We start from the raw sequence: 11,837 nt of genomic DNA on the forward strand, positions 1-11,837 counted from the left end.
TCGCTTCCGCGGCATCGCGGGCGGACATGTTTGACCCACGAAACCCTACCCGTGTCGGGGGACTGCCCGCTCTGGCCTTCGACGCATCACCAGGTGGTTCCGGTTCCGCTGTGACAGGACGCACGTCCTGAGGGGCCTCGCCGGACGACCTACGGTGGTCCCGTGATCGACGACGACCGCGACGAAGACCGCGACGACGACGGCTCCCCCTGGCCCGGCTGGCGGGACGCCACGGAACGCGCCCTCTACGGGCCCGGGGGCTTCTTCGTGCGGGAGCGGCCCGCCGCGCACTTCCGCACCTCCGTGCACGCCTCCCCGCTCTTCGCGCGGGCCGTCGCCGCGCTGCTGCTGCGGGTGGACGAGGCGCTCGGCCGGCCGGACGCGCTGGCACTCGTCGACGTCGGCGCCGGCTCCGGCGGACTGCTGACCGGGGTCCTGGAGGCCCTGCCGGCCGGGACGGCCGCCCGGGTCGCGCCGTACGCCGTCGAGCGCTCCGCGCGCCCCGCCGGGCTCGACGACCGCATCAGCTGGACCACCGCCCCGCCGCGGGGCGTGCGGGGGCTGCTGTTCGCCAACGAGTGGCTCGACAACGTCCCCGTGGACATCGCCGAGACCGACGACGGGGGCGAGCCCCGCTACGTCCTCGTCCGCCCCGCCGACGGCCGGGAGCGCCTCGGCGGGCCGCTGAGCGCCGAGGACGCGGCCTGGCTGCGGCGCTGGTGGCCGATTGCCGGGACGCCGGGCGCCCGCGCCGAGATCGGGCTCCCCCGCGACGCGGCCTGGGCGGCAGCCGCCGGCTCGCTGGACGCCGGGCTCGCCGTCGCCGTCGACTACGCCCACGAACGGGCCGCGCGGCCCCCCTACGGCACGCTCACCGGCTTCCGCGACGGCCGCGAGGTGCCGCCGGTGCCGGACGGCTCCTGCGACCTCACCTCGCACGTCGCGCTGGACGCCGTCGGGCGCGGCGCTCCCCTCGTCACCCAGCGCGCCGCCCTGCGGGCGCTGGGCGTCTCCGGGGCCCGGCCGCCGCTCGCCCTGGCCTCCACCGATCCCCGCGGATACCTGCGCGGCCTCGCCGCCGCGGGCGAGGCCGCGGAGCTCATCGATCCCGGCGGCCTCGGCGCCTTCCGCTGGCTCGCGACACCCGTGGGCGACGCCTGCCAGGGCTTGCTGCCGGTGTGAGGGAGATCGTCCGCCCGCAAGCGGGGCCGGAGTGCGGGCTGACAGAATGCCGTCCATGACGGAGACCACGATCGGCATCGGCGGACAGGCCGAGGGCACCGACATGGTGCTGAACATCGGCCCCCAGCACCCCTCCACGCACGGAGTGCTGCGGTTGCGGATCGTGCTGGACGGCGAGCGGATCACCACCGCGGAACCCGTCGTCGGATACATGCACCGCGGCGCGGAGAAGCTCTTCGAGGCACGCGACTACCGCCAGATCATCATGCTGGCCAACCGGCACGACTGGCTGTCGGCGTTCTCCAACGAGCTGGGCGTCGTGATGGCCGTCGAGCGGATGCTGGGCATGGAGGTCCCCGAGCGCGCGGTGTGGACCCGCACGCTCCTCGCCGAGCTGAACCGGGTCCTCAACCACCTGATGTTCCTCGGTTCGTACCCCCTGGAGCTGGGCGGCATCACCGCCGTGTTCTACGCGTTCCGGGAGCGCGAGGAGCTGCAGAACGTCATGGAGGAGATCTCCGGCGGCCGGATGCACTACATGTTCAACCGGGTCGGCGGCCTCAAGGAGGACCTGCCGAACGGCTGGCTCGGCCGCGCCCGGCACGCCGTCGCGCAGGTCAGGTCGCGGATGGGCCGCTTCGACGACCTGGTGCTCGGCAACGAGATCTTCCGCGGCCGTACCCGCGGTGTCGGCACGCTGTCGGCCGAGGCGGTGCACGGCTTCGGGGTCAGCGGACCGATCGCGCGCGCGTCGGGCGTCGACTTCGACCTGCGCCGCGACGAGCCGTACCTGGCTTACGGGGAGCTGCAGGACACCCTGGAGGTCGTCACGCGCACCGAGGGCGACTGCCTGGCCCGCTTCGAGGTGCTGCTCGCGCAGACCCACAACGCGCTGGACCTGGCGGACGCCTGCCTCGACCGGCTCGGCGAGCTGCCGCAGGGCCCGATCAACCAGCGGCTGCCGAAGGTGCTGAAGGCCCCGGAGGGGCACACGTACGCCTGGACCGAGAACCCGCTGGGGCTCAACGGCTACTACCTGGTCTCCAAGGGCGAGAAGACCCCGTACCGGCTCAAACTGCGCTCGGCGTCGTACAACAACATCCAGGCGCTGACGGTGCTGCTGCCCGGGACCCTGATCGCGGACATGGTGGCGATCCTGGGCTCGATGTTCTTCGTCGTCGGGGACGTCGACAAGTAAGCGGACGGCCTGCGGTTCAGGACGAGTGCGCGCGCAGGCCGCTGACGTCGATCTGCTCGGTCTCGTCGTGCTCGGTGAGGTCGATGACTTCGGCCTCCTCCGCCAGCCGCGCCTCGTGCTCCGCGTACGCCTCCTCGCCGACGACGTCCGCGAGGTCCTCGTGCGCGCCGCCGGGCTTCTGGGTGCCGAAGAAGTCGAATCCGCCGAGCGCCCGGCTCGCCGATCCGCGCCGCGGTGCGGCTGCGCGTAGGGCAGTACGGCGGCGGCCACGGCGGGCACCAGGCGGTGCTCGCGGACCGGCAGGCCGCCGGTGGAGCGGGGGGCCGCTTCGGGCTCCGGCCGGGTGTGGGTCTCGTCGGGCTCGGCCGCTTCCACGGGCTCCGCCGCCGCGTGCCGACCCTGCGGTTCGTCGTCGCCGTCACTCGCGTTCCCGGCGGCCGCGGCGTCACGGCGCCTGGCCTCCTCGACGGTGCGCAGGGCCTGCTGGCGGGCGGCGTTGCGGTTGAGGTTCAGGAGCGCCTCGTCCGCCTTCTTGAAGGCCTCCGGGCCGATGAGGGAGGCAGCGAGGGCCAGCGGTGTCTTGGCGGCCTCCAGCGCGAGCTGGCGGCGGCCTTCGAGGGCACGGGCGCGCTCGCTCTCGGCGGTGGCGTAGCGGCGGAGCAGATCGGCGTGTTCGGTGCGCAGCCGGGCCAGCTCGGCGCGCTTGGCGCTCAGCCTGGTGTCCAGGCGCACGCGCAGCTCGCGGGACTCGTCGAGGTCCGTCTCGAGCTCGGCTATGCGCTCGTCGGCGTGCCATTCGTCACGGGCGCGGGCGGTGGTGAGGTCGGCGACGCGGCGACCGGCGGCCCGGTCCCACGTGCGCGCCATGACCGCACCGCCGCAGGCGGCCACCGCGGCCGCCGCGACGACCGCGCGCAGCACCAGCGGATCCGAGCTGATCCAGGCGGCGGCGAAACAGGCCGCCGCTGTCCCGGCCAGCGTCAGCGGGGGCAGCAGCCGGTGCAGTGGGGGTGAATGGCGGTGGCGTCCTCGTGGCATGGCTCGAAACTAGCGTGCGAATGAGACGCGTGGGGCCACGGGGCCCGATTTAACGCGCTGTCCCGGGCATCGCGGACGACGGCGGATACGGAGAGCATCCGGATCGCCACCAAGCGTTCCCACGACGCCCTCCGTATCCGGTCGAACCCGTTACGGATCCCGCCCGCGGGCCCGGTCGCGCCGGGCCCGCGGAGGCCGTCAGCCCGCGAGCAGGCCCTTCGACTTCAGGTACGCGGCGGCGACGTCGGCCGGCTTCTGCCGCTCCGCGCCGACCTTCGCGTTGAGGTCGCTGAGGTCGGCGGTCGTGAGCGTCTTGGTGAGCTTGCCGAGGACGGTGGCGATGTCGGCCGAGCCGGCGTCCTTGGCGTTCACCACGGGAAGCAGGTTGTCCGCGTTCTGCAGCTTCTTGTCGTCCTCGAGGAGCACCAGGTTGAACTGGTCGAGCGTGGCGTCCGTGGTCGTGGTCAGCACCAGCTGGTCGGTGCCGTCCTTGACGGCCTGCTTGGACTGCACGGTGCCGACGCCCTTGGGGTCGATCCCGGTGATGTCGATGCCGTACTTCGACTTCAGACCGGGCGAGCAGAAGGGCCGGTCCGGGCACTCGTCACCGGCGGCCAGCTTGACCGGGACCTTGGCGGCGCCGAGGTCGCTGAGGGTCTTCAGCTTGTGCTCGGCCGCGAAGTCCTTGGTGACGGCGAAGGCGTTCTGGTCGATGGCGGGACCGGCGTCGAGGACCTTCAGGCCCTTGGGCTCGGCGAAGGTCTTGAGCGCCGCCACCGTGGCCGCCACGTCGCCGGAGGCGACCGGGGTGGGGTTGGGCCCGTTCTTCTTGGTGTTGAAGTACTCCGCGAGCGTCGCCGCGTACTCGGGGACGATGTCGATCTGCCCCTTCTCCAGGGCCGGTTCGTAGAGCTCGCGGTTCTTCAGCGTCTGTATGGACGTCGAGTAGCCGGCGTCCTTGAGGACCTGCGCGTAGAGCTCGGCGAGCACCGTGCTCTCGGTGAACCCGGCGGAGCCGATCACCAGCGCGCCCTTCTTCTCCCCGGAGGAGGGGGACGCGGTGTCGGAGTTCGACTTCTCCAGGCTGTCGCCACCGCAGCCGGTGACGCCGGTGAGGAGCAGTGCGGCGGCAGCGGCCACCATCGTGACGCGCAGCGTCGGGTTCATCGGTTCTCCATCCAAAGGGCACGAGAAGTCATGACGGTCAGGGGGTCGCGGGAGTCGCTGGGGCCGGGGCGGGGACGACGCTGCCGGACCGGGCGCGGCGTCGGCGCCGCATCGGGTCGAGCAACCACTGCAACGCGATGAAGATTCCCTCGATCAGCAGCGCCAGTCCTGCCACCAGGAACGCCCCGGCCACCACCTGCGCGGTGATCTGCCGGTTGAAGCCGGCCGTGATGATCCTGCCGAGTCCGCCGCCGCCCGCCATGGCGGCGATGGTGGCGGTGGCCACCACCTGGACCGCGGCCGACCGCACCCCCGTCCAGATCAGCGGGAAGGCCAGCGGCAGCTCGATGCGGAACAGCAGCTGGCCGCCCGTCATCCCCATGCCGCGGGCGGCCTCGACGACATCGCGGTCGGCCTCGCGCATGCCCACGTAGGCGTTGGTCATCAGCGGCGGCACGGCGAAGAGCACCAGCGCGATGATGGTCGGCCAGTCGGTGTCCGAGCCCATCGCGAACATCAGCAGGACGAGGATCGCGAACGTGGGCACCGCGCGGCCCACGTTGGAGATGTTCACCGCGAGGGCACCGCCCTTGCCGAGGTGGCCGAGGACGATCGCGATCGGCAGGGCGATCAGACAGGCCAGCGCCAGGCAGACGACGGTGAAGTACACGTGCTCGCCCAGCCGGTGCCACACACCGTCCGCACCGTTCCAGTTGGCGCTGTCGTTCAACCAGTCCCAGGCTCCGACTAGCGCGTTCATCAGGCCGCCTTCCTGCTCCGCGCCCACGGGGTGAGCAGCCACTGCACACCCAGCAGCAGGACGTCGGCCGCGATGGCGATGACCACGCAGATCACCGAGGCGGTGAGCACCTGCGCCTTGAAGATGGTGTCGATGCCGGTGTAGATGAGGTTGCCGAGGCCGCCGTAGTTGATGATCGCGCCGACCGTGGTCAGCGCCACCGTCGAGACGGTGGCGATCCGCAGGCCGGCCATCAGCGCGGGCAGCGACAGCGGGAGCTCCACGGCGAACAGCAGCCGCAGCGGTCCGTACCCCATCCCGCGGGCGGCCTCTCTGACGTCCTCCGGCACGGATTCCAGGCCGGCCATGATGTTGCGCACCAGAATCGTCAGGGAGTAGAGCACCAGGCCGGTGACGACGACCGCCGGGGAGATGCCGAAGACCGGCAGCAGCAGCGAGAACATGGCGAGCGACGGCACCGTGTACAGGACGGTGGCCAGCCCGAGCACGGGGCCCGCCAGGGGCCGCCAGCGGCGCGCGACCAACGCCACCGGGAACGCGATGAGCAGCCCGAGGGCCACCGACACCGCCGTGATCCACAGGTGCTGGACGGTGGCATCGGTCAGTTCGTGACTGCGGGTGCGCAGGTACTCACCACAGATCCAGTCGTTGGAAACCAGACAGTTCCGCTTCGCCATGCCCCTCACCTCCCCCGCTCCGCTCCGTACACTCGTCCGAACGCTCGTCCGGCCTTCCAGCCCGCGACAGCCTCGCGCCCGTCGCGTCGCCCGACCCTATCCGGCACCTGTGACAATCCGGCCGGTCCGCTGTGCAGCTGCAATACTCCCGCCACAATTCCCGGCCGAAAGTCGGGAAGAGTACGGTCTTGAGAACCCGTCAGTGAGGATTTCAGGCACCCGATGATCCGATTCGAGAACGTCACCAAGCGGTACCCCGACGGCACGATCGCCGTCGACGACCTGTCGTTCGAGGTCGCGGAAGGGGAGCTGGTCACACTGGTGGGGCCGTCCGGCTGCGGCAAGACGACGACCATGAAGATGGTCAACCGGCTCATCGAGCCGACCTCGGGCCGGATCCTGGTGGAGGGCGAGGACATCTCCGCCATCGACCCGGTGAAGCTGCGCCGCAGGATCGGCTACGTCATCCAGCAGGTCGGCCTGTTCCCGCACAAGAGCGTGCTGGAGAACACCGCGACCGTGCCGGCGCTGCTGGGCTGGAAGCGCGGCAAGGCCCGCGAGCGCGCCGCCGAGCTGCTGGACCTGGTCGGCCTCGACCCGTCCGTCTACGGCGACCGCTACCCCGACCAGCTCTCCGGCGGTCAGCGGCAGCGTGTCGGGGTGGCCCGCGCGCTGGCCGCGGATCCGCCGGTGCTGCTGATGGACGAGCCCTTCGGCGCCGTCGACCCCGTGGTGCGCGAGCGGCTGCAGTCGGAGTTCCTGAAGCTGCAGGCCACCGTCCGCAAGACCGTGCTGTTCGTGACGCACGACATAGAGGAGGCGGTCCGGCTCGGCGACCGCATCGCGGTCTTCGGCGAGGGCCGCGTCGAGCAGTACGACACGCCCGCCACCGTGCTGGGCGCGCCCGCCACCCCGTACGTCGCCGACTTCGTCGGGGCCGACCGGGGACTCAAGCGACTGTCGGTGACGGAGATCGAGGCCGCCGACCTGGAGCAGCCGCCCACCGTCCGGCTCGACGACCCGTCGGAGACCGCCGCAGCGCGGATGCGCAAGGAGGGCTCCCGCTGGGCGGTCGTCCTGGACGCGGACGGCGCGCTGCACGGCTGGGTCACCGTCGAGGCGCTGCTCGGCAAGGGCTCCACGGTGCGCGACCACGCCCGCCGCATGGAGGCGTGGGTGCCGATCGGCGCCACGCTCAAGCAGGCGTTCAGCGCGATGCTGCAGTACGACGCGGGGTGGATAGCCGTCGTCGACGGCGATCACTTCCTCGGCGTACTGACGCCTGCCCGGCTGCACGAGGCGCTGCGCCGCTCGATCGACGCGGACGCGCACGGCGCGGACCGCGCCGACATCACGATCGAGTCGATCCGACGGGCCGGCTAGTGTTCTGGCCCGTTTCCGAGGAGGGGGCGTCCGGCGGGGTGACCGGGAGTCCCGCCGCGCGCCAGGCCTGGAATCCGCCGTCCAGGTCGGTCGCGCGGTGCAGGCCCAGGTCCTGCAGGGAGGCCGCGGCCAGGCTGCTGGCGTACCCCTCGTTGCAGATCACCACGACCGTCAGGTCGTGACCGGTCGCCTCCGGCAGCCGGTGGTCGCCGAGCGGGTCGAGCCGCCACTCCAGTTCGTTGCGCTCCACGACGAGCGCGCCGGGGATGAGCCCGTCCCGGTCGCGCAGCGCGGCGTAGCGGATGTCGACCAGGACGGCGCCGTCGGCGGCCGCCTCGGCGGCGGCCGGCGCGTCGAGGCGCTCCAGCCGGGTCCTGACGCGGGCCAGATGGTCGTCGATGCTGCGGGCGGCGGGGGCGGCGTGCTCGGTCACCAGGTCTCCGGGTGTTCCACGACGTCGAGCCGCAGGGTGCGGCCGTCGCGGAGGTAGCGGCGGATCAGCGGGAGGGGCGGGTAGTAGGCGTGCACCGAGATCGCGTGCCGCTCCTCGGAGCGGTTGGCGACCTGGTGGACGTGGTTGCGGCCGAAGGCGCGGCCCTTCCCGGCGGGCAGGGCACGGGTCCTGTCCAGACCCTCCGCCAGTTCGAGTGAGCTCCAACCCTCGGACGGGAGCGGCACCGCCAGGGACTCCTCGGTCAGCTCACCTCCCGCGGTCACGAAGGCACCGTACGAGCCCCCGTGGTCGTGCCAGCCGGTCTCGGTGCCGGGCGGCCAGCCCAGCAGCCAGGCCTCGGCGCCGCCGGGTCCTTCCAGCCGGATCCAGCTGCGGTCCAGCGGGTCGAGCGCGAGCTGGGCGACCCTCTCCGGGTCGGCGGCGACGGAGCGGACGAAGTCGAGCAGCTCGGCCGCCGTGGGCGCGGCGTCCGGAACCTCGAAGGGAACCGCGGCGGAAGCCGGGGCGGGGGATGCGGAGACGAGCGTCGGTGCGGACAACGGGGACCACCCTGGAAGGAGTGCGCCGGCACGGCGCCACGCGGTCCGGATACGGACGGGGCGGCGGGCTACGGCGCGGAGGTGAGCGGGACGGCGGGGTTCAGCGTGAACCCGGACACACGCAGCCCGCGTACCGGACGAGGTCCAGGTGCACTCGCCGGTGAAGTCGCCGACCGATACCACTCACATCGAGGACTGAATCACGCCACCCTCGAGGCGGTCAACACGGAGTCTCAGATACCGGTCGCGGTGCCCTCGGGATCTTCGGGGAGCTTGCAGACCCGCTCCAGGAAGATCGCCGCGGCGACGACCGCGAGGCCGGCCAGGACCGCGAGGCCCGCGTAGATCGCCTGGTCCCGGCGGGGCGGCACGTCCCACTGGTAGAGCAGCAGGAAAACGCCGGTGCCGCCGTACATCCCGGCGACCAGGGCGGCGACCAGTGCACTCGCCTGGCCGAAGACCACCGCGCGGGCCGCCAGCAGCGGGTCGACCCCCTTGGCGCCGGGCACGCGGTCGCGCTGGGCGCGCAGCCGGTTGCGCAGCGACAGCGCGGTCGCGGTGAGCACGACCGCGATCAGCGCGAGCACGATGGGCGCGGCCAGCGGGACGCTCGGCAGCGTGCCGAGCGAGTCCCACAGCTTGGCCCCGGCCCAGGAGAGCACCCCCGCCACCACGAACAGCCCCAGCAGCGTTCTGATGCGCAGCGCCTTCACCGAGTGTTCGCCCCTCACATGGTTCATCTGCCGGTCGTCGTCCTGACGGTGGTCGTCCTGACGGTGGTGCGGCCGGTGCCGGTGCGGCCCGTCTGCCCGACCGCTTAACGCTTATTCGGGGAGCCGAAGTTCCACGTCACCGCGGGCCTGCACACCCGCGTCGCCGACCGCTGCCAGCAACTCTGCCACCTCGCCGTGGCCCGGGAGCTCCGCCGACGGGTCCACATCGTGCCAGGGCGCGAGGACGAAGGCCCGCTCGTGCGCCCGCGGGTGCGGCAGCGTCAGGTCGGGGTCCTCCGAAACGACGCCCTGGTAGGCGACGATGTCCACGTCGATGGTGCGCGGGCCCCAGCGCTCGCTGCGCACCCGCAGGAACGCCTCCTCGATCGCCTGGCCGCGTTCCAGCAGGGAGGACGGCGGCAGCGTGGTCTTCACCAGCACCACCGCGTTGAAGTAGTTGGCCTGGCTGCCGGGCTCGACGCCCCACGGCTCGGTCTCGTAGACCGGCGAGATCGCCTTGACGCGCACGCCCGGGGTGTCCTCCAGGGCGTCGATGGCGCCCTGGAGCGTCTCCAGCCGGTTGCCCAGGTTGCTGCCCAGCGCGATCACGGCCCGCTGCGGGTTGTGCAGCGTCGTGTCGGCGGCGTCGACCTGCGCCACCACGGACGGGTGTACGGGCTGCACGGTGGGGTCGGGACTCACGGGCGCCTCCGGGTGATGGTGATGGTCACGTCGTCGAACGGAACGGTGATCGGGGCGTCCGGCTTGTGCACCGTGACCTCGACCTCCTGGACCTGTTCGTGCTTGAGGCACTGGTCGGCGATGCGCTGCGCGAGGGTCTCGATCAGGTCGACCGGCTCGCCCTTGACGACATCCACGACCTCCTCGGCCACCACGCCGTAGTGGACGGTCTTGGTCAGGTCGTCCCCGGCCGCGGCAGGAGCCGTGTCCAGGCCGAGCACCAGGTCCACGACGAAGGTCTGGCCCTCCTCGCGCTCCCTGGGAAACACGCCGTGGTTACCGCGGGCCTTGAGGCCGCGCAGCGTGACACGATCCACGAGATCACTCCTGCTGATGGGTTCGGACGGACGGGCCTGGTCCCGGCATGTGTACGGGCCCGCCCGGAATCGAATCTACCCGCGACCACCGACAGCGCGTGCCGACAGGTTGTCCGGGACCGGCCCGGCCCAGGTCAGGGCGGTCGGACTCCGGCCCTTTACCCGCCAGCCGGGCCGCTACCCGTCCGTGGGCGGATTCTTGGCGCGAACGGGTGACGAGATCGCCGACACGGCGCAATCCCGGACCGGCCGGGTGAACGCGGGGTGGTGGGACGGCGTGCTTCAGGCGTCGCGGCCGCGGGCTTCGGAGCCGCCGGCTCAGGCGCCGGGGCCCGCGGTGCCGTCGTCATCGTCGTCGTCACCGTCGGCCAGTACCGGCGACCCGTGGTGCACCCACAGCCGCCAGCCCTCCGGTGTGCGCCGGAACACGTTGGTGGCGACCACCAGGGCGCCGACCAGGGTGCCCGCCGAGCCGTCCTCCTCGGCCGGTCCCCCCGTCAGGATGTTCTCGGTGCAGGTGACCAGGGCCGTGTCGCCGTCGACCCCGACCTCGACGTCGGTCAGGAAGAACTGGATGTACTCGGTGTTCGCCATGATCAGCGCGTAGGAGCGCATCACCTCGCCGCGCCCGCGCAGCACCGGCCACCCCGGGTGCACCACGGAGACGGTCTCGGCCAGCGGGCCGGTCAGGACGATCTCCTCCAGCGCGTCCAGATCCGAGGTCTCGACCGCGTCGTAGAACGCCTGGTTCGCCTCCTCGACCTGCGCGGCCTCCGCGGTACGCGGCGTCATGCGGCACCCTCCGTCCACGCGGCGCCCTCGATGGCCCGCGAGACCCGGACCGCGTCGGCGCTCGCGTGCACCTCGTGCACCCGTACCGCCCAGGCGCCCTCGCGGGCGGCGATCGCCGAGACCGCGGCGGTCGCCGCGTCGCGCTCCCTGGCCGGCGGCGGGTCCCCGGCCGTCCCGGCCAGCACCCGCCCCAGGAACCGCTTCCTGGACGCGGCCACCAGCAGCGGGCGGCCCAGCTCGCGCAGCCGGCCGAGGTGCGCCATCAGCGCGAGGTCGTGCTCGGCGTTCTTCGCGAAGCCCAGGCCGGGGTCGACGATGATCCGGGCCGGGTCGATGCCGCCGGCGACCGCCCGCTCGCACCCCTCGCGCAGCTCGGCGACGACCTCGGCGACCACGTCGCCGTAGACCGCCCGGTTGTTCATGTCGATGCTCTGCCCGCGCCAGTGCATGACGACGAACGGCACCCGCGCCTCGGCGACCACCGGGATCATCTCGGGGTCGGCGCCGCCGCCGCTCACGTCGTTGACCAGCCGCGCGCCGGCCGCGACCGCCTGCTCGGCGACCGCCGCCCGCATCGTGTCCACGCTGACCAGGACACCCGCGGCGGCCAGCTCCCGCACCACCGGGATCACCCGGCGCAGCTCCTCCGCCGCCGAGACCCGGGCCGCCCCGGGCCGGGTCGACTCCCCGCCGACGTCCACGATGTCCGCGCCGGACGCGACGAGGTCCAGACCGTGCTTGACGGCCAGCTCCGGGTCGAACCACTGCCCGCCGTCGGAGAAGGAGTCGGGTGTGACGTTGACCACGCCCATGACCGCGCAGCGGTCCCACTCAGGAAGACCGTCCACGAAGCCCCGCAGCGTATTCATGCGCCCA

At 72.4% G+C, this 11,837-nt stretch carries 13 protein-coding genes and 1 pseudogene; 3 read left to right on the top strand and 11 right to left on the bottom strand.

Annotated features, from left to right (window positions below; genetic code table 11):
- Positions 1-162 precede the first annotated feature (162 nt).
- Together M2266_RS15625 and M2266_RS15630 are read left to right on the top strand one after the other, a co-directional pair.
- Positions 163-1,182, top strand: coding sequence for an SAM-dependent methyltransferase (locus M2266_RS15625; protein WP_277438749.1), 1,020 nt, complete (start codon positions 163-165; stop codon positions 1,180-1,182).
- Positions 1,183-1,228: 46 nt separating this feature from the next.
- Positions 1,229-2,380 carry an NADH-quinone oxidoreductase subunit D gene (locus M2266_RS15630; RefSeq protein ID WP_277438750.1) on the top strand — a complete coding sequence of 384 codons (1,152 nt, stop codon included), beginning with the start codon at positions 1,229-1,231 and terminating at the stop codon, positions 2,378-2,380.
- Positions 2,381-2,396: 16 nt separating this feature from the next.
- Here the strand turns inward: M2266_RS15630 and M2266_RS15635 are convergent.
- From M2266_RS15635 to M2266_RS15650, 4 genes and pseudogenes are all read right to left on the bottom strand, one after another.
- Positions 2,397-3,418: pseudogene (locus tag M2266_RS15635) on the bottom strand (hypothetical protein).
- A gap of 198 nt (positions 3,419-3,616) precedes the next feature.
- Positions 3,617-4,585, bottom strand: a complete 969-nt coding sequence (locus M2266_RS15640; RefSeq protein WP_277438751.1) for an ABC transporter substrate-binding protein — start codon at positions 4,583-4,585, stop codon at positions 3,617-3,619.
- 37 nt (positions 4,586-4,622) lie between these two features.
- The gene (locus tag M2266_RS15645; RefSeq protein ID WP_277438752.1) at positions 4,623-5,345 is read right to left on the bottom strand and encodes an ABC transporter permease; all 723 of its coding nucleotides are present in this window, start codon (positions 5,343-5,345) and stop codon (positions 4,623-4,625) included.
- A complete protein-coding gene (locus tag M2266_RS15650) occupies positions 5,345-6,022 on the bottom strand; it encodes an ABC transporter permease (protein WP_277438753.1) in 678 nt (225 codons plus the stop codon). The genes M2266_RS15645 and M2266_RS15650 overlap by 1 nt, the downstream gene beginning before the upstream one ends.
- A gap of 222 nt (positions 6,023-6,244) precedes the next feature.
- On the opposite strand from M2266_RS15650, the gene M2266_RS15655 reads away from it, so the two are divergent.
- A complete protein-coding gene (locus tag M2266_RS15655) occupies positions 6,245-7,405 on the top strand; it encodes a betaine/proline/choline family ABC transporter ATP-binding protein (protein WP_277438754.1) in 1,161 nt (386 codons plus the stop codon).
- On the opposite strand, the gene M2266_RS15660 is transcribed toward M2266_RS15655, so the two are convergent.
- From M2266_RS15660 to folP, 7 genes are all read right to left on the bottom strand, one after another.
- The gene (locus tag M2266_RS15660; protein ID WP_277438755.1) at positions 7,374-7,838 is read right to left on the bottom strand and encodes a rhodanese-like domain-containing protein; all 465 of its coding nucleotides are present in this window, start codon (positions 7,836-7,838) and stop codon (positions 7,374-7,376) included. The genes M2266_RS15655 and M2266_RS15660 overlap by 32 nt on opposite strands.
- Positions 7,835-8,398, bottom strand: a complete 564-nt coding sequence (locus tag M2266_RS15665; protein WP_277438756.1) for a cysteine dioxygenase — start codon at positions 8,396-8,398, stop codon at positions 7,835-7,837. Before M2266_RS15665 ends, M2266_RS15660 begins: the two co-directional genes overlap by 4 nt.
- A 233-nt stretch (positions 8,399-8,631) precedes the next feature.
- Positions 8,632-9,111 carry a DUF3180 domain-containing protein gene (locus M2266_RS15670; RefSeq protein WP_277441224.1) on the bottom strand — a complete coding sequence of 160 codons (480 nt, stop codon included), beginning with the start codon at positions 9,109-9,111 and terminating at the stop codon, positions 8,632-8,634.
- Between the two features lie 111 nt (positions 9,112-9,222).
- A complete protein-coding gene (gene folK, locus M2266_RS15675) occupies positions 9,223-9,813 on the bottom strand; it encodes a 2-amino-4-hydroxy-6-hydroxymethyldihydropteridine diphosphokinase (RefSeq protein ID WP_277438757.1) in 591 nt (196 codons plus the stop codon).
- Positions 9,810-10,169: a dihydroneopterin aldolase gene (gene folB, locus M2266_RS15680; protein WP_277438758.1), complete on the bottom strand. Its 360-nt coding sequence runs from the start codon at positions 10,167-10,169 to the stop codon at positions 9,810-9,812. The genes folK and folB overlap by 4 nt, the downstream gene beginning before the upstream one ends.
- 318 nt (positions 10,170-10,487) lie before the next feature.
- The gene (locus tag M2266_RS15685; protein WP_277438759.1) at positions 10,488-10,961 is read right to left on the bottom strand and encodes a nuclear transport factor 2 family protein; all 474 of its coding nucleotides are present in this window, start codon (positions 10,959-10,961) and stop codon (positions 10,488-10,490) included.
- Positions 10,958-11,830, bottom strand: coding sequence for a dihydropteroate synthase (gene folP, locus M2266_RS15690; RefSeq protein WP_277438760.1), 873 nt, complete (start codon positions 11,828-11,830; stop codon positions 10,958-10,960). The genes M2266_RS15685 and folP overlap by 4 nt, the downstream gene beginning before the upstream one ends.
- Positions 11,831-11,837: the final 7 nt, after the last annotated feature.

It is taken from the genome of Streptomyces sp. SPB162 (genome assembly GCF_029504575.1).
In the GTDB taxonomy this organism is placed as follows: domain Bacteria; phylum Actinomycetota; class Actinomycetes; order Streptomycetales; family Streptomycetaceae; genus Actinacidiphila.

Excerpts from the sequence above, each read along its gene's own strand:
- M2266_RS15630 (WP_277438750.1), top strand. The coding sequence starts at position 1,229 with ATGCCGTCCATGACGGAGACCACGATCGGCATCGGCGGACAGGCCGAG.
- M2266_RS15650 (WP_277438753.1), bottom strand. The coding sequence starts at position 6,022 with ATGGCGAAGCGGAACTGTCTGGTTTCCAACGACTGGATCTGTGGTGAG.
- folP (WP_277438760.1), bottom strand. The coding sequence starts at position 11,830 with ATGAATACGCTGCGGGGCTTCGTGGACGGTCTTCCTGAGTGGGACCGC.
- M2266_RS15645 (WP_277438752.1), bottom strand. The coding sequence starts at position 5,345 with ATGAACGCGCTAGTCGGAGCCTGGGACTGGTTGAACGACAGCGCCAAC.
- M2266_RS15685 (WP_277438759.1), bottom strand. The coding sequence starts at position 10,961 with ATGACGCCGCGTACCGCGGAGGCCGCGCAGGTCGAGGAGGCGAACCAG.
- M2266_RS15640 (WP_277438751.1), bottom strand. The coding sequence starts at position 4,585 with ATGAACCCGACGCTGCGCGTCACGATGGTGGCCGCTGCCGCCGCACTG.
- M2266_RS15655 (WP_277438754.1), top strand. The coding sequence starts at position 6,245 with ATGATCCGATTCGAGAACGTCACCAAGCGGTACCCCGACGGCACGATC.